This window comes from Actinokineospora sp. NPDC004072, from assembly GCF_053604195.1.
Genome location: NZ_JBSGHB010000003.1, coordinates 403,804 through 424,748, shown reverse-complemented (window position 1 = coordinate 424,748; position 20,945 = coordinate 403,804). Strand labels below are relative to the sequence as shown.

22 protein-coding genes and 1 pseudogene are annotated in these 20,945 nt (G+C 73.6%); 9 read left to right on the top strand and 14 right to left on the bottom strand.

Annotation, left to right across the window (positions count from 1 at the left end; translation table 11 throughout):
- Window positions 1-46 precede the first annotated feature (46 nt).
- Complete coding sequence (locus tag ACWEPX_RS06870) at window positions 47-1,249, top strand: alanine racemase (RefSeq protein WP_451896123.1); 1,203 nt, start codon at window positions 47-49, stop codon at window positions 1,247-1,249.
- Here the strand turns inward: ACWEPX_RS06870 and ACWEPX_RS06865 are convergent.
- From ACWEPX_RS06865 to ACWEPX_RS06855, 3 genes and pseudogenes are all read right to left on the bottom strand, one after another.
- Window positions 1,246-1,869 (bottom strand): TetR family transcriptional regulator, encoded by a 624-nt coding sequence (locus ACWEPX_RS06865; protein ID WP_451896122.1) that lies wholly within the window; start codon window positions 1,867-1,869, stop codon window positions 1,246-1,248. The two genes, ACWEPX_RS06870 and ACWEPX_RS06865, sit on opposite strands and share 4 nt — an antisense overlap.
- A 216-nt stretch (window positions 1,870-2,085) precedes the next feature.
- Complete coding sequence (locus ACWEPX_RS06860; protein WP_451896121.1) at window positions 2,086-2,412, bottom strand: hypothetical protein; 327 nt, start codon at window positions 2,410-2,412, stop codon at window positions 2,086-2,088.
- Between the two features lie 12 nt (window positions 2,413-2,424).
- Window positions 2,425-2,613: pseudogene (locus ACWEPX_RS06855) on the bottom strand (hypothetical protein); the annotation flags it as partial.
- Between the two features lie 266 nt (window positions 2,614-2,879).
- On the opposite strand from ACWEPX_RS06855, the gene ACWEPX_RS06850 reads away from it, so the two are divergent.
- The 3 genes from ACWEPX_RS06850 (at window position 2,880) to ACWEPX_RS06840 (ending at window position 5,555) form a co-directional block, all read left to right on the top strand.
- Complete coding sequence (locus tag ACWEPX_RS06850; protein WP_451896120.1) at window positions 2,880-4,253, top strand: helix-turn-helix domain-containing protein; 1,374 nt, start codon at window positions 2,880-2,882, stop codon at window positions 4,251-4,253.
- A 19-nt stretch (window positions 4,254-4,272) separates the two neighbouring features.
- Window positions 4,273-5,166: a phosphotransferase family protein gene (locus tag ACWEPX_RS06845; RefSeq protein ID WP_451896119.1), complete on the top strand. Its 894-nt coding sequence runs from the start codon at window positions 4,273-4,275 to the stop codon at window positions 5,164-5,166.
- A 101-nt stretch (window positions 5,167-5,267) separates the two neighbouring features.
- Window positions 5,268-5,555, top strand: coding sequence for a hypothetical protein (locus tag ACWEPX_RS06840; RefSeq protein ID WP_451896118.1), 288 nt, complete (start codon window positions 5,268-5,270; stop codon window positions 5,553-5,555).
- Between the two features lie 120 nt (window positions 5,556-5,675).
- On the opposite strand, the gene ACWEPX_RS06835 is transcribed toward ACWEPX_RS06840, so the two are convergent.
- The 5 genes from ACWEPX_RS06835 to ACWEPX_RS06815 all read right to left on the bottom strand — a co-directional run bounded on the left by ACWEPX_RS06835 (window position 5,676) and on the right by ACWEPX_RS06815 (window position 9,543).
- Window positions 5,676-6,596 (bottom strand): copper resistance D family protein, encoded by a 921-nt coding sequence (locus ACWEPX_RS06835; protein WP_451896186.1) that lies wholly within the window; start codon window positions 6,594-6,596, stop codon window positions 5,676-5,678.
- A gap of 716 nt (window positions 6,597-7,312) precedes the next feature.
- Window positions 7,313-7,837, bottom strand: coding sequence for a copper resistance CopC family protein (locus ACWEPX_RS06830; RefSeq protein ID WP_451896117.1), 525 nt, complete (start codon window positions 7,835-7,837; stop codon window positions 7,313-7,315).
- A 2-nt stretch (window positions 7,838-7,839) separates the two neighbouring features.
- Window positions 7,840-8,556, bottom strand: a complete 717-nt coding sequence (locus ACWEPX_RS06825) for a YcnI family copper-binding membrane protein (RefSeq protein WP_451896116.1) — start codon at window positions 8,554-8,556, stop codon at window positions 7,840-7,842.
- Window positions 8,557-8,594: 38 nt separating this feature from the next.
- Window positions 8,595-9,089 (bottom strand): hypothetical protein, encoded by a 495-nt coding sequence (locus tag ACWEPX_RS06820; protein ID WP_451896115.1) that lies wholly within the window; start codon window positions 9,087-9,089, stop codon window positions 8,595-8,597.
- 10 nt (window positions 9,090-9,099) lie between these two features.
- Window positions 9,100-9,543 carry a DUF6474 family protein gene (locus ACWEPX_RS06815; protein ID WP_451896114.1) on the bottom strand — a complete coding sequence of 148 codons (444 nt, stop codon included), beginning with the start codon at window positions 9,541-9,543 and terminating at the stop codon, window positions 9,100-9,102.
- Window positions 9,544-9,621: 78 nt separating this feature from the next.
- Here ACWEPX_RS06815 and ACWEPX_RS06810 point away from each other — a divergent pair, with 78 nt between their 5' ends.
- The 3 genes from ACWEPX_RS06810 to ACWEPX_RS06800 all read left to right on the top strand — a co-directional run bounded on the left by ACWEPX_RS06810 (window position 9,622) and on the right by ACWEPX_RS06800 (window position 13,041).
- A complete protein-coding gene (locus ACWEPX_RS06810) occupies window positions 9,622-11,256 on the top strand; it encodes a TM0106 family RecB-like putative nuclease (protein ID WP_451896113.1) in 1,635 nt (544 codons plus the stop codon).
- An 88-nt stretch (window positions 11,257-11,344) separates the two neighbouring features.
- Window positions 11,345-12,430 (top strand): S-(hydroxymethyl)mycothiol dehydrogenase, encoded by a 1,086-nt coding sequence (locus ACWEPX_RS06805; protein ID WP_451896112.1) that lies wholly within the window; start codon window positions 11,345-11,347, stop codon window positions 12,428-12,430.
- On the top strand, window positions 12,430-13,041 hold the full coding sequence (locus ACWEPX_RS06800; protein ID WP_451896111.1) for an MBL fold metallo-hydrolase: 612 nt from the start codon (window positions 12,430-12,432) through the stop codon (window positions 13,039-13,041). The genes ACWEPX_RS06805 and ACWEPX_RS06800 overlap by 1 nt, the downstream gene beginning before the upstream one ends.
- Here ACWEPX_RS06800 and ACWEPX_RS06795 read toward each other — a convergent pair.
- Both ACWEPX_RS06795 and ACWEPX_RS06790 read right to left on the bottom strand, forming a co-directional pair.
- Window positions 13,038-13,796: an SDR family NAD(P)-dependent oxidoreductase gene (locus ACWEPX_RS06795; RefSeq protein ID WP_451896110.1), complete on the bottom strand. Its 759-nt coding sequence runs from the start codon at window positions 13,794-13,796 to the stop codon at window positions 13,038-13,040. The two genes, ACWEPX_RS06800 and ACWEPX_RS06795, sit on opposite strands and share 4 nt — an antisense overlap.
- A 77-nt stretch (window positions 13,797-13,873) precedes the next feature.
- Entirely contained in the window at window positions 13,874-14,803 is a 930-nt protein-coding gene (locus ACWEPX_RS06790; RefSeq protein WP_451896109.1) for an oxidoreductase, read from the bottom strand.
- 77 nt (window positions 14,804-14,880) lie between these two features.
- On the opposite strand from ACWEPX_RS06790, the gene ACWEPX_RS06785 reads away from it, so the two are divergent.
- Window positions 14,881-15,843 carry an aldo/keto reductase gene (locus ACWEPX_RS06785; RefSeq protein WP_451896108.1) on the top strand — a complete coding sequence of 321 codons (963 nt, stop codon included), beginning with the start codon at window positions 14,881-14,883 and terminating at the stop codon, window positions 15,841-15,843.
- Between the two features lie 90 nt (window positions 15,844-15,933).
- Window positions 15,934-17,688, top strand: coding sequence for a gamma-glutamyltransferase family protein (locus ACWEPX_RS06780; RefSeq protein WP_451896107.1), 1,755 nt, complete (start codon window positions 15,934-15,936; stop codon window positions 17,686-17,688).
- On the opposite strand, the gene ACWEPX_RS06775 is transcribed toward ACWEPX_RS06780, so the two are convergent.
- Genes ACWEPX_RS06775 through ACWEPX_RS06760 form a run of 4 tightly spaced genes read right to left on the bottom strand, consistent with a single transcriptional unit; the run spans window position 17,670 to window position 20,938 of the window.
- Window positions 17,670-18,209: a DUF1697 domain-containing protein gene (locus tag ACWEPX_RS06775; RefSeq protein WP_451896106.1), complete on the bottom strand. Its 540-nt coding sequence runs from the start codon at window positions 18,207-18,209 to the stop codon at window positions 17,670-17,672. The two genes, ACWEPX_RS06780 and ACWEPX_RS06775, sit on opposite strands and share 19 nt — an antisense overlap.
- Window positions 18,206-19,378, bottom strand: coding sequence for an acyltransferase family protein (locus ACWEPX_RS06770; RefSeq protein ID WP_451896105.1), 1,173 nt, complete (start codon window positions 19,376-19,378; stop codon window positions 18,206-18,208). The genes ACWEPX_RS06775 and ACWEPX_RS06770 overlap by 4 nt, the downstream gene beginning before the upstream one ends.
- A complete protein-coding gene (locus tag ACWEPX_RS06765) occupies window positions 19,375-20,298 on the bottom strand; it encodes a hypothetical protein (protein ID WP_451896104.1) in 924 nt (307 codons plus the stop codon). Before ACWEPX_RS06765 ends, ACWEPX_RS06770 begins: the two co-directional genes overlap by 4 nt.
- Window positions 20,291-20,938, bottom strand: coding sequence for a hypothetical protein (locus tag ACWEPX_RS06760; RefSeq protein WP_451896103.1), 648 nt, complete (start codon window positions 20,936-20,938; stop codon window positions 20,291-20,293). Before ACWEPX_RS06760 ends, ACWEPX_RS06765 begins: the two co-directional genes overlap by 8 nt.
- Window positions 20,939-20,945: the final 7 nt, after the last annotated feature.

Sequence of the window (20,945 nt, the reverse complement as noted above, 5' to 3'; positions counted from 1 at the left end):
TGTGAATCGACTTCACATTACAAGGATTCCTGTCTACGGTGGCCCTGTGGACCAGTGCAGGCTCGACGCGGCCACCGCGCACCTCGATCCCCCGTTCGCCGTGGTCGACCTCGCGGCGTTCGACCGCAACGCGGGCGACCTCGTCCGGCGGGCGGCGGGGCGGCCGATCCGGGTGGCGAGCAAGTCGGTGCGCTGCCGCCCGCTGCTGGAGCGGGTCCTGCGGCGGCCCGGGTTCGCGGGCGTCATGGCCTACTCCCTGGCCGAAGCCCGCTGGCTGACCGCGGTCTGGGCGGGCACCGAGTTCGCCGACACCGACATCCTCGTCGCCTACCCCACCACCGACCGGGCCGAGCTGCGGGCGCTCGCCGCCGACGCGCGGGCGCGCGAGCGGATCAGCGTGGTGGTGGATTCCGCGGCGCACCTGGACTTCCTCTCCGCGGTCCTCGGGCCGGGCCATCCGCCCCTCCGCGTGTGCCTGGAGTTCGACGTCTCCTGGCGCCCGCTGTTCGGCAGGCCCTGGGTGCACCTCGGCGCCCGGCGCTCCCCGGTGTTCACCCCCGCCGCCGCGCGGGCGCTGGCCGCGGAGATCACCCGGCGGCCGGGCTTCTCGCTCGTCGGGATGATGGCCTACGAAGGGCAGATCGCCGGTCTGGGCGACAACCCGGCGAGCCGGGCGCGCGGCGCGCTCCTGCGCTGGGTGCAGCGGCGCTCCGGGGCCGAACTGGTCCAGCGCCGGGCCGCGGCCGTGCGCGCGGTGGAATCGGTGGCGCGGCTGGAGTTCGTCAACGGCGGCGGCACCGGCAGCGTCGAGCTGACCAGGGACGACCCCTCGGTCACCGAGATCGCCGCGGGGTCTGGCCTCATCGGACCGGCGCTTTTCGACGAATACCGGTCGTTCGCGCCGCACCCGGCGCTGCTCTACGCCGTCCCGGTCGTGCGCCGCCCCGGCCGCGGCGTCGCCACGGTGTTCTCCGGCGGGTTCCTGGCCTCCGGCCCCGCCGACCAGGCCCGCCTGCCTCGCCCCGCCCTGCCCGCCGGGCTGCGGCTGACCGCGGTGGAGGGCGCGGGCGAGGTGCAGACCCCGCTGGTCGGCCCGGCCGCGGACGCGCTGGCCGTCGGCGACCGGGTGTGGCTGCGCCACGCCAAGGCGGGCGAGCCAGCCGAGCGCTTCGCCGAGTACCACCTGCTCGACGGCGACGACCTCACCGCCGTGCCCACCTACCGCGGCGAGGGCAAGGCGTTCGGCTAGTCCCGCCAGGACTCCAGCTGCCCCGACAGGTAGGCGCGCACCACCATCTTCGCCTCGGAGATCACCGTCTCCTCGGGGAAGAGGCTGCGGCGGAAGGCCAGGTTCAGGATGCTGTCGGCGATCTCGTGCGCCACCGCGACCGGCAGCCGGATGTCGGCGATCGGCACGTCGAACCGCTCGGCGAGGAACTCGGCGATGTCGTCGGCGATGACGGTGTTGTTGTCCCGCTCGGCGTCGATGAGCCGCAGGTCGACCACGTCGCCGAAGCGGATGCGCCGGAATCCCGGGATCTCCCGGTACATCTGGACGTAGAGGTCGAAGATGATGTCCGCGCCCAGCGACCAGTGGGCGACGGGGGTCTGGTCGAAGCGGCGGGCGACCTCGGCCATGAAGTGCGCGAGGTTGCGCTGGGTCAGCGCCTGCACCACGGCCCGCTTGTCGGGGAAGAACTGGTACAGCGAGCCGACGGCCACGCCCGCGCGCTCGGCGATCAGCGTGGTGGTGACCCCGTCGTACCCCAGTTCATCGATCAGCTCTGCGCATGCGTCGAGCATGCGCTGCACGCGCTGGGCGCTGCGCTGCTGGACGGGCTGCCTGCGTAGCGGCGTCGGGCTGGCCACCGCGTCTCCTCCCGGATCGGTGGCCTTCCATCTTGCCCGCTCCGGGGGTCGGTGTGGGGCGGAACGGGCCGCGTCGGTGTGGCCAGGTCAGGCGGCCAGGTCAGGCGGCAGGCCGGTCCACCGCGTTCGGGGGCACGGGTGCACCGGCCCGCCTGCCTGGTCGGCGGTCCGCCGCGCCGCTCGTGTCCGGGGTGGCGCCGCGGCGGACCGCCAGGTCTAGCGGGCCGCCGCCGTGGCGCGGCGGCGGGCGTGGCGCGGCTGCTGCGGCGCGAGGCCGCCCGCGACCAGGTGCTCGTAGGCCGCGCGCCAGACCGGGCACGGCGCCTTCTGCTGGCGCCAGCGGCCGGAGCAGACCGGGCAGTTGCCCTTCTCATCGGGCTCGTGGGCGCTCAGCATGGCCCGCCAGCCCTCGGTGAGCCGGGGCAGCTCGGAGCGGGCCACGGACAGCAGGGAGGGCGCGTCGGCCCGCTTCGCCAGTTCGGTGAGCATGTCCAGGCGCTCCCACACGGCGCTGCGCAGGACCTGGCCGAGTATTTCGTCCACCTAACGTCACCGTCACCTTTCCGCCTGTTCGGCGGCTTCCTTGAGGGCGGTCCGCAACTGGCCGAGCTGGCCGGTGGTCAGAACCGCCGTCTCGCCGGGCGGTCCGACGAGGACGACCGTGTCTTTCTCGACGAGCACGGTGAGGCAGCGGTCCCGGTTGACCACGTCGCCGCAGGAGATGCGCCAGACCCGGCGACCGCCAGCGGGCACATCGCGGACCGCGTTCGGTGCCGACCGGAGCAGTTCCACGACTTTTGGTTTCCCTCCGTGCTCTTGCGCTTACCAGGAACTACATTGAGCGGGGAAGACGGGATTGTCAGCAGACGCAGCGCTGATCGGCGGTCGGCCAACGGTAAGCGGTCACCGGTCTTCGGTCGGACCGATCAGGTTCGCCGAAGCGGCCTTCTCGCGGTTCGTGAAGTGCGCATACTCTGCGCTTGACGCCCGATGGACTGTGAGGGGGCGGAATGAACTCGATCGGCGCTCAGGGTTCTCCCATTTCGAGTGACACGTGGGAAGACCCGGAGATGCGCGCCGCGCTGGCCGCGCGGGAGATCAGCTCCGTCTACCGGCTGCTCAGGCGGACCGGTGTCTCACAGCGCCAGATCGCCGCGATGACCGGTCAGTCGCAGTCCGAGGTGTCGGAGATCCTCAAGGGTCGGCAGGTCATGGCCTATGACGTGCTGGCCAGGATCGCCGACGGCCTGGGTGTCCCGAGGGGATACATGGGCCTGGCGTACGACGAGGTCACCGCGGTGCGAGTCGCGGTGAGCCGCGAGGCCGCGGACTCTGAGGAGAGCGAAGAGGTGAAGCGTCGGGAGTTCCTGGCACACGCCGCCGCCGTCACGGTGGGGGCGAACGTGCTGGGCACCAACTCCGGCTCTTGGGTGGCCAGTCCCGAGCACACCCCAGGTCCGGGTCGCATCGGCATCACCGACGTGCGGCAGGTGGAGGCGGCGACGAGGGCGCTGCGCTCCCTGGACTACCAGTACGGCGGCGGCTTCTGCCGCGACGCCGTGGTCGCGCAGCTGTCGTGGGGGCAGCAGATGCTCACCGCGTCGAGCACCGAGCACGTCAAGCGGCGGCTGCACGTCGCGCTGGCCGACCTGCACAACCTGGCGGGCTGGACGTCCTTCGACATCGGCCTGACCGACTCGGCCCGCTCCCACTTCGGCAAGGCCCTGGTGCTGGCCAAGGAGGGCGGCAGCGAGCCGCTGGTGGCCAACATCCTCTACCGGATGGGCCGGGTCTACCTGCACAAGAAGGCCCCGGACGACGCGCTGAAGATGTTCCAGCTCGGCCAGATCGCCGCCCAGGAGTCCGGGTCCGAGTTGGCGGTGGCGGTGATCTGCGCCAACCAGGCGTGGGCGTACGCGATGCTGGGCCGCAAGGACCAGACGATGAAGCTCATCAACCGCACCCGCGACGAGTTCAGCCGGGCGAACCTCGCCGAGGCCGACGACTGGGTCAAGTTCTTCAACGAGACCGACGTCCACGCCATGATCGGCACCGTGCACACGGTGCTGGCCAGCACCGTCGACCCCAGCCACACCAAGTTCGCCATCCCCGCGCTGTCGCGGGCCATCGACGGCTACGGCGAGGAGATGACCCGCAGCAAGGCGTTCAACCTGGGCGCGCTCGCGGTCAACCACCTGCTCGAAGGCGATGTCGACCACGGGGCCAAGATCGGCCGCCAGGCCGTGGAGCTGGCCGAGAGCCTCAAGTCCAAGCGGGTCGTCGACCGGCTGGAGCCGCTGCGCGAGGAGGCGCTCAAGCGCGCCAACAACGCCGAGGCCCGGGATCTGGTCGAGCAGATCAACCACATCACGCACGTGGCATGAGCCCGGTCGCGTCGTCCCAGTGGTCAGCGAGGGCCTGTTCACCAGGGAGAACCTGCGGTCCGCCCTGGCCGCGGTGTGCGCGCACGTCGGCCTCGACCCGCTCGGCGCGCGGCTGCTGAGGTTCACCAACAACGCCGTCTTCCTGCTGGCCTGCGCGCCGGTGGTGGTGCGGATCGTGGGCTCGGTCGCGCTGCGGCACCGGGTGCGCAAGGTGGTCGAGGTGGCCCGCTGGTTCGCCGAGCACGACGTTCCGGCCGTCCGGCTCGTCGGCGAGATCGCCCAGCCGGTGGTCGTGGGGCAGTACACCGCGACGCTGTGGCACGAGGTCAAGCCGCACGACCGCCAGCCCGTGCCCGCCGACCTGGCCAGGCTGCTGCGGACCGTGCACGCCCTGCCGCCGCCTGCAGGCCTGCCCGCCTGGGACCCGCTGGACGACATCCGCAGGCGCATCGGCGAGGCCGACGGGGTCGACGACGGGGAGCTGGTCTTCCTGCGCGAGCGCTGCGACGCGGTGGCCCGGCGGCTGACCGAGGTCGAGTTCGGCCTGCCGACCGGGTTCGTGCATGGCGACGCCCACCTGGGCAACCTCATCCCGAGCCCGGCCGGGCCGGTGCTCTGCGACTTCGACTCCAGTTGCGTCGGCCCGCCGGAGTGGGACCTCACCCCGCTGGCGGTGGGCGTGCGGCGCTTCGGCGAGCCGGTGACCCGCTACACCGAGCTGGCCAGGGAGTACGGGTTCGACGTGATGGCCTGGTCGGGCTTCCCGGTGCTGCGGGAGGTGCGCGAGCTGAAGCTCATCACCAGCGTGCTGCCGATCATGGCCAGTAGTCCGGAAGTGCGGCCCGAGCTGATGCGGCGCCTGCGGGACTTCCGCCTGGGTAACACTTCATCGACCTGGTCGCGCTACACCTGAGTCCAGGGTTAACCCATTCGGCGGTTGTGGGCGGCTGATGAGCTGCGTTGGGTGAACGCCAACACTGGCGGCGGGGTCGGCCACGAGGGGCGGTTCTGGGAGTGTTCGGAAAGGCGCGGCGCGCCCGGCGGGCCTTGGCATCCGCCCGCGTGCTGGACGACGTGGTCGAGAGCCAGCTCGCCCTGGTGGCCCGCCTGCCGGAGCCGGGCCGGGCGCGGGCGGCCGAGCACCTGGCCGAGATGGTGCTGCTCGCCCAGGCGTACCGGCACTACGCCCAGGGCTGGATCGACCGCCGCGAACTCGACCGCCGGGCCCGCGCGACCGCCGACAAGCTCGTGCTGATGCGCGATCCGAACCCGATCAGGGTGCATCTCACCGAACCGGACTGACCACTCGGCGTTGCGCCGATCGGCGGCCTTGCGGTTGCATCGGTCTGCCACCAGACCGCTGAACGGCACGAGTTGTCGGTGAGAGGAGTTGTCCACAGGTCCTGTGGACAGAGTTGTGGACTAGGCGGCCGGCACTCGGGTCAGCACGACGGCCAGGCCGAACGCCAGCCCCATCACCGCCAGCTCCGCCCCGGCCCAGGTGACCAGCGCCGTGCGCCGGTGGGCCGCGATGCCGGGCAGCAGCCGGAACCGGATGTGCGCCCCCAGCGCCGCCAGCGCGATCAGGCACCCGGTCTTGAGCACCACGATGACCCCGTAGCCGGTGGCGAACAGGTCGAAGCCGGGCGCCAGCTCGATCGCCGCGTTGACCACGCCGGACACCGCGACCACCACGACGCAAACGCTTGCCAACCGGGAGAACCGCGGCAGCGCCCGGGCGAGCAGCGACCGGTTGGCCGCGAGCAGCACCACCACCGCGCCGAGCCCGCCCACCCACGCGGCGGCCGCCATGACGTGCAGCTCCATCGAGATCATGGTGACGTCGTGCCACCGCCACCCGGTCGCGTGCCCGGTGACGGGGAGGGGGAGCAGCGCGAACAGGGCGACCGCCGCCCGCAGCTCCGCGGGCACCGAGTCGCCCTTGCGCACCGCCACCCCGCACAGGACGGCGCTGAGCACCGCGAGCCCGGCCACGAACACCAGCGCCTTGCCCGCCCCGACGGTCGCCACGTAGTCCACGACCGCCGCGAAGGAGACCTCCCCGCTGGCCCGCAGCTCCGCGGTCTGCAGCACCAGCGCCACCACCGCCGCGACCGCCCACACCACCGACGACGCCACCGCCGCCCGCCGGGCGACCCCCATGACCCCCTCGGCGCTGCGCGGCCGGTCGAACCCCACCAGCATCGGCAGCAAGCACAGCCCGACCGTCGCCACCGCGGCCAGATCCAGCACCACCCGAGCCACCGGCAACCCGAACCGGACCACACCCCCCGCGTCCGGCAACCCCACGATCGGCTCGGCCGCCGTCACCCCCACGCCCACCCCAACCCCCACCAGCGCGCCAACCCCCACCACCGCCAGCAACCACCGACTCGCCCGCCCCTGCACCCCATCACCCTTCACGACCAACCCCCACCTCGCCGACCCAACCGACAGCCAAGCCCCCAAGCCCACCTTCCACCCCACGCGCGCGCGTCAACCTAGACCCCGCCCGCCCAGGGGGCTGACCCCCTGTGTCTGATCCTATCGGAGCCGACCGACAAAAACGGAAGCGACACTCCGGGAAATCGGAAGCAGGCGGGCGGCAGGGGTAGACGCGCAGCACGGGGCAGGCGGGCAGCAGGAGGGGCGGGCAGCAAGGGCAGACGGGCGGCAGGGCAGGCGGGTAGCAAGAGGCAGACGGGCGGCAGGAGAGGCGGGCAGCAAAGGGCAGGCGGGCAGCAAAGGGCAGGCGGGCAGCAAAGGGCAGGGGGGCAGCAGGGGAGGCGGGTAGCAGGGAGGCGGGCGGCGGGTAGCGGGGGAGGCAGGTAGCAGGACGTCCGGTGCTGCGGGAGCTGTGCCGGTCGGCGCGGTCATCGGCCGAGCCACGGCCAGCCAGCTGGCGGGACGCCGCTCTCGCCGACCGACCAGCAGGTCAGGCCGTCGGCTCTCGGACAGCGGGCGGAAGCAAAGTGGCCGGAAGCGGCAGCTTGGCTGCGCTTCCGGCCACAAAGCCGAAGGCGCTCGACCGGCCCGGAAGACCGGTCGAGCGCCTGGGTTCAGCGGGGCCCGGCCCCGACGCGCATCGCGGCGACGACGCCGACCGCGACCAGGATGACCGCGCCGCCGATCCAGACCCAGACCGGGACGCCGCCGTCCTCGGTGGCGGGCTCCTCGGCCGCGGGCGGCGCCGCCACCTCGGCCGGGGTGCCGTTGCCCGCGGTCGTCAGGGTGAAGCGGAGCTCCCCGCGCACGGGGTGCCCGTCGGCCGAGAGGATCTGGTAGCCGACGCGGTACTCGCCCGCGGGGCCGAGCTCGCGGACGGGCACGGTCACCTTGTTGCCGTTGACCGTGGGCGCGCCGCCCTGCCACTGGGTGTCGCCCGGGCCGACCACGACGACGGTGTTGAGCTCCTTGCTGCCCTGCACCGCCTGGTCGAAGGTCAACTCGATCGACTGGGGACCGGTGTCCACCGACGCCTTGTCGGCGGGGGTGCTGCTGACCAACTGGTTGTGCGCGAACGCCGGGCCCGCGGTGCCAATCAGTCCGAAGAAGACGGCCAGTGCGACCGCGAGGACCCGCATGGCTACGCCTCCGACCGCGCGTTCCGGCGGGCGCGCATGGTCGCGCCGACGCCCACGCCCAGGCCGAGGGCGCCCACGGCCAGGCCGATGCCGCCCAGCCAGCGGGCGGTGGTGTCCTCGCCGGACTCCACCGCCGCCACCGCGTCGGTCGGGTGGCTCGCCGGGGCCGCGCCGTGGTCGTCGCCCTCGCCCTTGGGCGCGAGCTTGACCACCGGGGCGGGGCGGTCGGGCTCGGCGCCGTCGGTCGGCGGGGCGTCCCAGGCCACGACCTTGTCGTTGTCGTAGGTCTGGATGGCGGGGATGACCAGCTGGTCGACCTCGGGCAGCGGGCCGCCGCTGACCTCGAACTCGCCGAACTCGCCGGGGCCGATGCGGGTGCCGGGCTCGGCGGTCCAGACCACCGAGGTGACCGCCTCGGTCACCTCCTGGCCGTGGACGGTGACCGGCTGGGCGAGCTTGCCCTTGGTGACCTCGGCCTTCCAGCCGGGGACGGGCTTGGTGCGCAGCGAGGTGATCGGCGCGTCCTGCGGCAGGCGCAGCTCCAGCTTCACCGTGCCCGCGGTCGCGTCCTCGTTCGGCACCCGGAAGGTGATCTTGGTGTAGCCACCCTGGGTGGCCGTCTCGCCGATCACCTTCGCGCTGACGTGCGCGCTGGCGGGACCGGCGGCGAAGAGCAGGGCGGCACTCGCGCAGCCCACGACAACAGCAATGCGTTTCATTGGGGGGTCTCCTGAAAGAGAAGGGGATGATGCGGATTTCAGGAGAGGGCAGGCGGCCCGCGCCGCCCGCACACCACCCGCAGCACGACCGCGAGCAGGGGATCGGTCCGCGACGAGGTGACCAGCACGCACGTGGTCACCAGCCCGCCGACGGGGGCGGTCACCGCGCGCACGAGCCCGCGCAGCGCGGCGGCCAGGACGTCCAGCGCGTGCCCGGCCCGGGTGTAGAGCCAGCCGGTCACCAGCGTGGCCAGCGTGTGCGCGGCCGTCATCGTCACCGGGTCGGCGACCGAGTCCGGGTGCGCGACCTGGGTCAGCAGCAGGTGCAGCGCGGTCTGGCTGCCCGCGAGCAGCACCACGGTCACCCACGGGCCCCGGTCGGCCAGCGCCGAGCCCACCCACGCCACCAGCGCGACGATCGCCGCGGTCGGCGCGACGTCGGGCAGGCCGCCGCCCGCCAGGCCGTGGGCCGCCACCGCCAATGCGCCCGTGCACGCGCCCAGCAGGGCGCCGCGGGTCAGGCGGGACGTCATGCCCTAGAGCCTAGTTGGCCTTGTCCAGACCTCTGGCCCTCCCAGCGTGCTGGACTCCGAACCCGCCGAGCAGCCGCTCCTCCACCGCGTCCAGCTCGGCGTCGACGGCCCGGTGGGCGGCCCGCCTGCGCGGCGCGGGCATCCGCTCGGCCGCGCGGACGGCGGCGGCGAGCTGGCGCAGCCGGGTCTCGGTGGCCGGGTCGGCCTCGGGCAGGTCGGCCAGCGCGGCCGCCACGCCCGCGATGCGCGCCAGCAGCGCGCCGCCGTGGCCGCTGAACTGGGCCAGGTCGCCGACGGCGATGCCCAGCCTGCGCGCCCGGTGCCGGTCCCAGCGCTCGCGCACCGTCCCGGTCGCCTTGATCAGGTACGGGGTGACCACGGGGAGCACCGCGGGCACGACCACCCGCGCGACCGCGATCGCGTTCTTGGCCCGGCTCGGGGTGATGCGCGCCATCGGCTGCCTCCAGCATTCGGTGGTCAGCAACCTACCGACCCGCCCGATGTGTCGCACATGGCAACTAAACTGCGGTACGTGACTACTACGGTGCTGCTCGACGCCGGCGTGGTGAGCCGATGCAGGCGTCGGGTGCACCTGGAGCACGACCCGGCCATGCGCGACGCCCACCGCGCCGACCCCGACCCCACCGCCGAGCTGCGCAAGGCCGACGCCGCCGCGCACCGGCGGGCCATCGCCGACCGGCTGGCCGCCCAGCTGGGCGCGGCGTGGACGGAGATCCCGCCCGGCCCGGCCACCGAGCGCGAGGTCGCCACGATGGCCGCGCTGGCCGACGGTGCCGCGTTCGTCTGGGCCGCCCAGCTCCCGCGCGACCCCGACGGCGGCCGCCGCGGCACGATCGACCTGCTGGTGCGCGGCGAGCTGGGGTACGTGCCGGTGCTCGTGGTCCGGCACAAGGTCACCGACCCGGGCACCGGGGCCCGCACCTGCGCCCTGACCGACCTGACGATGATCGGCGGCACCCCGGACGCCACCCGCAAGGTGCGCCCGCAGCCGCGCGACCAGCTCCGCCTGGCCCATGTGCGCAGGCTGCTGGAGAGCGCGGGGCTGGCCGACCCCCGGCACGCGCTCGCAGGCGTCATCGGCCTCGACGGCGACGTCGTGGTCTGGCACGACCTCAACGCCCCCACCTGGCCCGGCGGGCGCAGCGCGCTGGAGGAGTACGACAGCCGCTTCGCCGACCGGCTCTCGGTGGCCGCCGCGGCCGCCGCGGGCGCGGACCCGCTGGCCGAGCCGTCGCGGATCGTGGAGTGCCGCAGCTGCCCGTGGTGGCCGGTGTGCGAGGGGGAGCTGGTGGCCTCCCGCGACGTCAGCCTGGTCGTGCGCGGCGAGGACGCGGGCCTGCTGCGGGCCGCGGGCGTGCGCACCGTCGACGAGCTGGCCCTGGTCGACCCCGCCGACGAGGACGTGCCCCCGCTGGTCGGCATGCCGGTCGCCGACGCCGTCGGCCTGGCCCGCGCCTGGCTGGCCGACCTCACCCTGGTCCGCCGGGTCGAGCGGGTCGAGGTGCCGCGCGCCGACGTCGAGGTCGACGTGGACATGGAGAGCTTCGGCGACGCGGGCGCCTACCTGTGGGGCGCGCTGCTGACCGGGGCCGACGTGGGCATGGCCCAGGGCTACCGCGCCTTCGTCAGCTGGGACCCGCTGCCGACCGACGACGAGGCGCGCTCCTTCGCCGAGTTCTGGTCCTGGCTGACGGCCGTGCGCCGGGCCGCGGCCGACCGCGGCCTGACCTTCCGCGCCTACTGCTACAACGAGCTGGCCGAGAACCGCTGGCTGCTGGCCTCGGCCAAGCGCTTCGCCGGTCGCCCCGGCATCCCGCGCAAGGCCGAGGTGCTGGCGTTCATCGAGTCCGACGCCTGGTTCGACCTGTTCGCCAGCGTCCGCGACCACTTCCTGTGCTCCCACGGCAAGGGCTTGAAGACCATCGCGCCCGTCGCGGGCTTCACCTGGCGCGACCCGGACGCGGGCGGGGAGAACTCCATGCGCTGGTACCGCGCCGCGGTCGGCCTCGACGGCGGCGAGCCCGACCTGGCCCAGCGCGACCGCCTGCTCCAGTACAACGAGGACGACGTCCAGGCCACCGCCGCCCTCCGCCGCTGGATGTCCTCCCCCGAGGTCATGCGCATCCCCTACGTCGGCGACCTCTAGCGCCAGCCCGGGCCCGGCGGGCTGTCCGAGCCGGGCCGCTTGGCTACGGTGGGGGCGTTCAGCGGCGCCGAGAGAACGGATGGCACGGATGGCACAGCGGGTTCGGGGTGTCGTGGCGCGGGGCAAGGGGCAGCCGGTGGCGGTGGAGACCGTCGTCGTGCCCGACCCGGGGCCGGGGGAGGCCGTCGTCGCCGTCAAGACGTGCGGCGTCTGCCACACGGATCTGCACTACCGCGAGGGTGGGATCAACGACGAGTTCCCGTTCCTGCTCGGCCACGAGGCCGCAGGCGTGGTCGAGGCCGTCGGCGAGGGTGTGGCGGACGTCGCGCCCGGGGACTTCGTGATCCTCAACTGGCGGGCGGTGTGCGGGCGCTGCCGGGCGTGCCTGAAGGGCAAGCCCTGGTACTGCTTCAACACCCACAACGCCGCCCAGCCCATGACGCTGGAGGACGGCACGCCCCTGTCGCCTGCCCTGGGCATCGGCGCGTTCGCCGAGAAGACGCTGGTCCACAGCGGGCAGTGCACCAAGGTCGACCCGGACGCCTCGCCAGCGGCCGTCGGCCTGCTCGGCTGCGGGGTCATGGCGGGCATCGGCGCGGCGATCAACACCGGCGCGGTCACCCGGGGCGACTCGGTGGCCGTGATCGGCTGCGGCGGCGTCGGCGACGCGGCGATCGCGGGCGCGCGGCTGGCGGGCGCGACGACCGTCATCGGCGTCGACGTCGACCCGCGCAAGCTGGAGTGGGCCCGCAAGCTGGGCGCGACGCACACCGTCAACGCGCGCGAAGGGGACCCGGTCGAGGCGATCCGGGAGCTGACCGGCGGGTTCGGCGCGGACGTGGTGATCGACGCGGTGGGCAGGCCGGAGACGTGGAAGCAGGCGTTCTACGCCCGCGACCTGGCCGGGACCGTCGTCCTGGTGGGCGTGCCCACCCCGGACATGCGGATCGAGCTGCCGCTGATCGACGTCTTCTCCCGCGGCGGCTCGCTCAAGTCGAGCTGGTACGGCGACTGCCTGCCCAGCCGCGACTTCCCCTACCTGGTCGACCTCTACCGCCAGGGCAGGCTCGACCTCGACGCCTTCGTCACCGAGACGATCCCGCTGGACGGGGTGGAGCAGGCGTTCGAGCGCATGCACCACGGCGACGTCCTGCGCTCGGTGGTGGTCATCTGATGCGCGTCGACCACGTGGTGACCTCCGGCACGTTCAACCTCGACGGCGGGACGTGGGAGGTGGACAACAACGTCTGGATCGTCGGCGACGACCGCGAGGTCATCGTGATCGACCCGGCGCACGACGCCGACGAGATCCTCGGCGGCATCGGCGACCGGGCCGTGCGGGCGATCCTGTGCACCCACGCCCACGACGACCACATCAGCGCCGCGGAGGACCTGGCCAACGCCACCGACGCGCGGGTGCACCTGCACCCGGCCGACGAGGTCCTCTGGCGCATGGTCTACCCCGACGCCGAGTTCGACCCGCTGCACGACGGGCAGACCTTCACCGTCGGCGGCGGCGAGCTGGTCGTGCTGCACACCCCGGGCCACGCCCCCGGCGCGGTCTGCTTCCACGCCCCGGAGCTGGGCGTCGTCTTCACCGGCGACACCCTGTTCCAGGGCGGTCCGGGGGCGACCGGCCGCTCCTACAGCGACTTCGACACCATCGTCGACTCGATCACCGAGCGGCTGCTGGTCCTGCCCCCGGACACCGTGGTGCACACCGGGCACGGCGACTCGACGACCATCGGCGCCGAGGCGGCCCGCCGGGCGGAGTGGACCCCCTAGCGCGGGGCCATCCGCAGGGCGCCGTCGAGGCGGACGACCTCGCCGTTGAGGTAGTCCTGGTCGATGATCGACAGGGCCAGCTTGGCGTACTCGGCGGGCAGGCCGAGTCGCTTGGGGAACGGGACGCCCGCGGCCAGGGCGGCCCGGAACTCCTCGCTGACCGTGGCCAGCATCGGGGTGTCGATGATGCCGGGGGCGATGGTCACCACGCGGATGCCGGAGGAGGCCAGGTCGCGCGCGGCGGGCAGGGTCAGGCCGACGACGCCGCCCTTGGACGCGGCGTAGGCGGCCTGGCCGATCTGGCCGTCGTAGGCCGCGATCGAGGCGGTGTTGATGATCACGCCGCGGGCGTCGTGCTCCAGCGGCTCGGTGCGGGCGATCGCGGCCGCGGCGAGGGTGACGACGTTGAACGTGCCGACGAGGTTGATCTCCACGACCTTGCGGAACAGGGCGAGGTCGTGCGGGCCCTTCTTGGACAGGATCCGCGCCGAGGGCCCGATGCCCGCGCAGTTGACGACCACCCGCAGCGGCGCGTCGCCGCCCGCGGCCCGGGCCACCGCGGCCTCGACCTGCTCGGCGTCGGTGACGTCGGCCTCGACGTAGGTCACCCCGGGCACCTCGGGCGCCGCGGCCACGGCCGACGGCAGGTCCAGCGCGTGCACCGCCGCGCCGCCCCTGGCCAGCGCTTCCGCGGTCGCCGCGCCGAGGCCGGAGGCGCCGCCGGTGACGAGGGCCGCGATACCGTCGATCTGCATGGTCGTCCTTTCGCCCGAGACAGTCGGCGGAAAGGTTAACGCTCGTTCAGGCCGCGCTCGCGGACGGTGTGCGCCGACTAACGGGGCAGCGAGTAGTACACCCCGGTCATCTCCTCGCTGACGTCCCACAGCCTGCGCGCCGTGCCCCGGTCGCGCGCGGCGTCCAGCGGCTCGACCAGCGCGGGGTAGCCCTTCTGCTCGCGCCGCCCGTTGGGGCCGATGAACTGCCCGCTCTCCACGTCCGGGTGGGTGGCGGCGTAGAGCTGGGGCAGCGCGCCCATCTCCGCGTCCTGGGCCAGCAGCCGGTTGCCGAGCTTGAGGCCCAGCTTCTGCACCCCGGTCGGCCCGGCCGACTGCAGGTTCGTCGCCGAGTACCCGGGGTGGGCCAGCACGCTGGCCACCGGCACCCCGTTGGCCCGCAGCCGCCGGTGCAGCTCCAGGCCGAAGACGACGTTGGCCAGCTTCGACTGGGCGTAGAACCCGCGGCGGCTGTACTTGTGCTCGCCGTTGAGGTCGTCGAAGTGCAGGAAGCCCTGCTTGTGCAGGAAGGAGGTCACGGTGACCACGCGCGGGTCGCGGCCCGCGGCGAGCAGGTCGATCAGCAGCCCGGTCAGAGCGAAGTGGGCCAGGTGGTTGACCGCGAACTGCAGCTCGTAGCCCTGGGCGCTCAGCGTGCGCGGCGTCCACATCACGCCTGCGTTGTTGACCAGCACGTCCACCCGGTCGATCCCGGCGGAGAACTCGCGCACCGAGTCCAGGTCGGCCAGGTCGAGGTGGCGGGCCTCGACGTTGGCCTCGGCGTCGGCGGCCCGGATCGACTCGACGGCGGCGGCGCCCTTGGCCAGGTCGCGCACGCCCAGCACGACGTGCGCGCCGCGGCGGGCCAGCGCCAGCGCCGTCTGGTAGCCGAGGCCGCTGTTGGCCCCGGTCACGATGAAGGACCGGCCGACCAGGCTGGGGATGTCGGCGGCGGTCCAGCCCGGCGCGCCACCCGCGGGTGTGCTCATGGGCTAAGAATCTCACCAGTGCGGCCCGCCCACCCAACGTCTGGATCACACGTGCCGTGCACGCTTACTGTCGCGGTGTGGAACTCCGGCACCTCGGCGAGTCCGGGCTCGTGGTGAGCGCGGTGGGCCTGGGCTGCAACAACCTGGGCAGGCCGGGCACCGCCGCCGAGTCGCTGCCGGGCGCGCGGGCCCTGGTCCGCTCCGCGCTGGAGGCCGGGATCACCCTCTTCGACGTCGCCGACGTCTACGGCGCCCCGCGCGGACGCAGCGAGGAGCTGCTGGGCCTGGCCCTGTCCGGCCGCCGCGACCACGCCGTCATCGCGACCAAGTTCGGCGTCGACATGCAGGGCGCCAACGGCCCGGACTTCGGCGCCCGCGGCTCCCGCCGCTACGTGCGCCGGGCGGTCGAGGCGTCGCTGCGCAGGCTCAACACCGACTGGATCGACCTCTACCAGCTGCACCGCCCGGACCCGTCGACCCCGATCGAGGAGACCCTGGCGGCCCTCGACGACCTGGTCCGCGACGGGGTGGTCCGCTACGTCGGGGTGTGCAACCTCGCGGGCTGGCAGATCGCCGACACGGCCTGGACGGCCCGCGACGCCCGCGTCGCGCGCCCGGTCTCGGCCCAGGCGCACTACTCGCTGCTGGAGCGCGAGGCCGAGCGCGAGGTGCTGCCCGCGTGCGCCCGCTTCGGCGTCAGCCTGCTGCCGTACTTCCCGCTGGCCAACGGCCTGCTCACCGGCAAGTACGCCCGCGGGGCCGAGCCGCCTGCGGGCAGCAGGCTCGCGGGCCGCCAGCGGATGCTCGACGCCGCCCCCTGGGACCGCGTCGAGAAGCTGCGCGCCTTCGCGGGCGAACGCGGCATCGCCATGGCCGCGCTGGCGATCGGCTGGCTGGCCGCGCAGCCCGCGATCGGCTCGGTGATCGCCGGGGCCACCACGCCTGAGCAGGTCATCGCCAACGCCGCGGCGGGCGCCTGGCGCCCCACCCCGGACGACCTGGTCGCCCTGGACGAGATCTGCCCACCGGGCAGGCGCTAGTTGTCCACAGGACTTGTCCACATGTGCACAAGTGTTCGATGGGAACAAGAAGGTCTTTAGCAACGGTAACTAGTGGGGTAGCTTGACCGCGTGTTCACCACGAGACCGGAGCTGACGGGCACGCACGGCATGGTCGCCTCGACGCACTGGCTGGCGTCGGCGGCAGGCATGGCGGTGCTGGAGGACGGGGGCAACGCCTTCGACGCCGCGGTGGCGGCCGGGTTCGTCCTGCAGGTGGTGGAGCCGCACCTCAACGGGCCGGGCGGGGAGGTCCCCGCGATCTTCGCCACGGCGGCCGACCCGGAGCCGCGGGTGCTCTGCGGGCAGGGCGTCGCGCCCGCGGCGGCCACCCCGCAGCGCTTCGCCGAGCTGGGGCTGGAGCTGATCCCTGGCAGCGGCCTGCTCCCCGCGACCGTCCCCGGCGCGTGGGACGCCTGGCTGATGCTGCTGCGCGACCACGGCACCAAGGAGCTGTCGGAGGTCCTGTCCTACGCGATCGGCTACGCCCAGGACGGCTTCCCGCTGCTCGAGCGCGTCCCGTTCGTGGTCAACACGGTGCGCGACCTGTTCACCGACCACTGGCCGACCTCGGCGCAGCTGTGGCTGCCCGCCGTCGGCGAGCGCTTCGCCAACCCGGTGCTCGCCGGCACCTGGCAGCGCCTGCTGCGCGAGGCCGTCGGCCCGACGCGCGAGGCGCGCATCGACGCCGCCCGCCGCGCGTGGTCCTCGGGCTTCATCGCCGAGGCCGTGGACAAGTTCTGCCGCACGCCCTTCCGCGACGACTCCGGCCGCGACCACGCCGGACTGCTGACGGGCGCGGACATGGCGGCCTGGCAGGCGTCCTATGAGGACCCGGTGACGGCCGACTTCGGCGACTGGACGCTGGCCAAGTGCGGCCCGTGGACGCAGGGACCGGTGCTGCTGCAGCAGCTGCTGATCCTCGAAGGGCTCCCGGTGTCCTATGTGGATGGCCTGCCCACCGCCGACACCGTGCACAACGCCCTGGAGGCGACCAAGCTCGCCTTCGCCGACCGCGAGGCGTGGTACGGCGACACCGAGGTGCCGCTGGAGACCCTGCTCTCCCGCGCCTATGCCGCCGAGCGCCGCGCCCTCATCACCGACAAGGCGTCCCTGGAGCTGCGCCCCGGCAGCCCCGACGGCCGCGCCCCGCGCATGCCCGAGTTCCTCATCGCCGGACCCACCCGCGCCGCCGAGCCCAGCGGCGCCCTCGGCGAGCCCACCGTCCGCCCCGACGGCTCCACCAAGGGCGACACCGTGCACGTCGACGTCGTGGACCGCTGGGGCAACATCATCTCCGCCACCCCGTCCGGCGGCTGGCTCCAGTCCTCGCCGACCATCCCGGAGCTGGGCTTCTGCCTGGGCACCCGGGCGCAGATGTTCTGGCTGGAGCAGGGCCTGCCCAACAGCCTGGCCCCCGGCAAGCGCCCCCGCATCACCCTCACCCCGAGCCTCGCGCTGCGCGACGGCGTGCCCAGCACCGCCTTCGGCACCCCCGGCGGCGACGGCCAGGACCAGTGGCAGCTGTGCTTCTGGCTGGCCCACGTCGAGGCCGGGCTGAACCTGCAGGCCGCGATCGACGCCCCCGCCTGGCACAGCAACGCCGTGCCCAGCAGCTTCTACCCGCGCGACCACACCCCCGGCGAAGCCCACGTCGAGTCCCGCCTCGGCCCGGCCACCCTCGCCGCCCTGGCCGAACGCGGGCACAAGCTGGTCGACCTCGGCCCGTGGACCCTCGGCAGGCTCTCCGCGGTCTCCCGCCACAACGGCCTGCTGCGCGCCGCCGCCAACCCGAGGGGCATGCAGGGCTACGCCGTCGGCCGCTGAACCAGCTCGTACAGCTTCATCACGGTGTTCCAGTTCCGCGCCGTCCCGGTGACCTGCCACCGCCGCTCGACGAACGGCACCACCGGCGGCGACTTGGAGATCCCGTCGGGGCACCACTGGTAGACCACGCGGTCCTCGAGCACCGCCCGCCCGGGGTCGAGGCCGTCGAGCCCGTGCTCGGCCACCAGCCCCGGATCCGGCTCCGCATCCAGGAACACCGCAACCATCCGCGACCCGTCGTCGGCGACCTCCCGGAACGGATGCCCGTCGACCACCCCCTTGAGCTGCCCACCCGTCCGCACGAGACACCGAGCCCCCACCCCGGTCCGCTCGGCCACCGCAGCCTGGATCACCCCCTCATCCGGCTCCCCGTCCGCACTGAACACCGCATTCCCCGACTGCAGCACGGTCTGCACATCCCCGAACCCGAGGTCGCCGAGCACGGCCCGCAGATCGGCCATCGCCACCTTCGTCCGCCCACCGACGTTCACACCGCGCAGCAGGAGCGCATACCGGGTCACAGGCGGATTCTGCCCCCGTCGGCGCCGCTGGGAGCGGTGGGACCCGCTTCGGCGGGCTCCGGCTTCACCCGGGCGAGTTGCCGCTTCTTCCGCCGGGCGCGCAGCCACCGGTCCGCCGGGACTTCGACGAACCGGTGGAGGACCTCGGCGACCACGGCGACGGTGGCCAGGCCCGCGAGCACCGCGGGCTCCACGCCGATGCGCGGCACCAAGGCGTCCATCACCGGGTAGAGGCAGCCCAGGTGGACCAGGTAGATCGCGTAGGTGCGAGCCGCGAACGCCCGGACGAACCGGGAGCTGCTCACCGGCCCGCTGACCCGCATCAGGACCAGCAGCACCAGCAGCATGATCATGGTCGTGCGGGGCAGCGCATCGCCCTGGAAGGTGAAGCCGCTGACCCGGTCGACCCACACCCACAGCAGGAAATGCACAGCCGACAAGGCGATCGCGGTGTAGCGGTGGACGCGGCCCAGGTATGCCAGCGCGATGAGCTGGCCGATCACGAGCAGCGGGATGTAAGAGGCCCAGATGCCTGCGTGGTGCCACCACACGCGCACGGTTTCGCTCTCGTGCCCGCGCAGGGTCACCGAGGCCAGGATCACCACGAAGCACAGCGCGGCGACCACCGCTGGCGGGATCCAGGGGCGCCTGCGCAGGACCGGGATCGTCACGGCGACCCAGACGTAGAACACGACCTGGATGAGCAGCGTCCACGTGACGCCGACGAACGCCACCTGCGGGACCTGGAAGAAGTTGCCCAGGACCATGCCGATGAGCAGGTCGTCGACGCCCAGCCGCCGGTCGAGCCGGGGGGTGATCCGCTGGCCCAGGTTGATCATGATCCAGGCCAGGGCGGTGACCGCCCAGAGCAGGGGGACGAGCCTGCTGATCCGGCGGAACAGGAACTGCCCGGCCCGCTCCCGGAACGCCGATGCGGTGATCACCACCCCGGTGATCAGGAAGAACGAGCCCACGCCGATGAACGCCAGCTGCGGGTTGAGGTGCAGCGGTTCGCCCACCGCGGTGTCCGCGGCCTTGGTGAACCACCAGTCCTGCCGTTCGATGGCGAACCAGGCCATGAGGTGGCCGAGCACCACCGCGGCGCACGCGACGCCCCGCAGCAGGTCCAAGCCGTCGCGGCGGCCGATCGACCCGGCAGGCGCGGTCATCGCGCACCGCCCAGCGCCAGGAGCCGGTGCCCCGCCTCGGCGGCGGCGGCGGTGGCCACCACGCCTGCGAGCACGATCAGCGGCCAGGGGGCGGCCGGGTGGAGCAGGTCCTGCACGGTCAGCCCCACCGGGCCGATGAGGCCCACGACCCATGCCGCCCTGGTGGCGACGGCGCGCACGGGAGCGGATCGGCCCAGCAGCTCACCTGACGGGAGGGCGACGAGGACCACGAGCACGGCGTAGCACACGGTGACCGGGAACCACCGGCCCTCCCAGGCCGGGTGGTGCGGCTCCGCCGCGGCGACCACGGCCCACCCGGCGACCACGGCGATCCCGCCCGACACGGCGGTGATGGCCTTCGCGCGCACCAGCCAGAGCACCTGGCCCATGACCGGCAGCACCGTGAACGCGAGCTTGTCCAGAGCCTCCTGGTCTCGCGCGCCCACCAGCACCACCGCACAGGCCACGGCGACCAACTGGACCGCGAGCGTGATGAGGGGACGCCCGCGCAGCGGCGCCGTCACCAGCAGGAGAAGCGCGTAGGCGACCAATACGGCGAACGGCCAGACCAGCGCCGACAGCCCGAGCGCCGCCGCGCCGACCGCCAGCGCGCCTGGGATGCCCACCGACAGCGCCGCGCGCACGCCGGTGCGGGCGGCTCCGGCGTAGCCCGCCACCATCAGCAGGACGCACAGCGCGAGCACCCCGAAGTCCTCGCCGACGCCGAGGGGCCGGTTGACCCAATCGCGCACCACGACCAGGAAGTCCGGCGAGTAGCCGTGCTGGTTGAGCCAGAGCCCGCCCAGGTAGCTGTAGCAGACGACCGGCACGGCCAGCGCGGCCGCCAGCACCAGGCCGGGCGGCATCGCCCGGCCCCGCCCGCCGTCCAACCCGGCGGCGGTCCGCGTGCGCTCAGCCATCGGCGGGCAGCAGGTCGAGCTGCGGGGCGAGCAGCGCGGTGAAGTCGGCCGACAGGGCGGCCTCGGACTTGCCGGTCAGCTCGACGCGCACCAGCAGCGCCTCGTGCGCGTACACCGCGCGGGCGATCGGGCGCTCCCGGCCGGTCAGCTCGCTGCGCCGCACCCACGTCCGGTCGGGCGCCGGGACGAACCCGCCTGCGACCCACAGCGCGTTCAGCTCATCGGCGGCGGCGCGCGCCGCGCTGCGGTCGGCCATGCGCACTGCGACCCCCACGATCTTGCCCTCGGGCAGCGTGGACGCCACCGTCGCGCGGGCGGCCCTGGCGCCGTGCGCGCGGAACACCGCGATCTCCCGGTCGCTGAGGAACTTCATCTCGACGACCTGGTCGAAGGTGCGGACGCTGCCGTAGTCCTCCCGGCCGTTGCCGTAGACGACCAGCGCCAGGCTGTCGCGGGCGTAGCGGCCGTCCACGCCGACCGGCGGGACCGCGCGGTCCTCGGGGTCGGGCACCCGGTGGCCCATCAGCGACCAGGCCACCGCGCACACCGCGACGAGGACGGCGACGACGGAGACCGCGCCCGCCGCCCGGAGGACCGCCCGGGTCGGCGCGCTCGCCCCCTCGCCCCGCTGCCCGGTCACCCGGCCC

Bases quoted from the DNA above. Each gene is read 5' to 3' on its own strand.
- ACWEPX_RS06815 (WP_451896114.1), bottom strand. From the start codon at position 9,543: ATGGCGCGCATCACCCCGAGCCGGGCCAAGAACGCGATCGCGGTCGCG.
- ACWEPX_RS06765 (WP_451896104.1), bottom strand. From the start codon at position 20,298: ATGGCTGAGCGCACGCGGACCGCCGCCGGGTTGGACGGCGGGCGGGGC.
- ACWEPX_RS06770 (WP_451896105.1), bottom strand. From the start codon at position 19,378: ATGACCGCGCCTGCCGGGTCGATCGGCCGCCGCGACGGCTTGGACCTG.
- ACWEPX_RS06805 (WP_451896112.1), top strand. From the start codon at position 11,345: ATGGCACAGCGGGTTCGGGGTGTCGTGGCGCGGGGCAAGGGGCAGCCG.
- ACWEPX_RS06830 (WP_451896117.1), bottom strand. From the start codon at position 7,837: ATGCGGGTCCTCGCGGTCGCACTGGCCGTCTTCTTCGGACTGATTGGC.
- ACWEPX_RS06800 (WP_451896111.1), top strand. From the start codon at position 12,430: ATGCGCGTCGACCACGTGGTGACCTCCGGCACGTTCAACCTCGACGGC.
- ACWEPX_RS06850 (WP_451896120.1), top strand. From the start codon at position 2,880: ATGAACTCGATCGGCGCTCAGGGTTCTCCCATTTCGAGTGACACGTGG.
- ACWEPX_RS06820 (WP_451896115.1), bottom strand. From the start codon at position 9,089: ATGACGTCCCGCCTGACCCGCGGCGCCCTGCTGGGCGCGTGCACGGGC.
- ACWEPX_RS06825 (WP_451896116.1), bottom strand. From the start codon at position 8,556: ATGAAACGCATTGCTGTTGTCGTGGGCTGCGCGAGTGCCGCCCTGCTC.
- ACWEPX_RS06795 (WP_451896110.1), bottom strand. From the start codon at position 13,796: ATGCAGATCGACGGTATCGCGGCCCTCGTCACCGGCGGCGCCTCCGGC.
- ACWEPX_RS06790 (WP_451896109.1), bottom strand. From the start codon at position 14,803: ATGAGCACACCCGCGGGTGGCGCGCCGGGCTGGACCGCCGCCGACATC.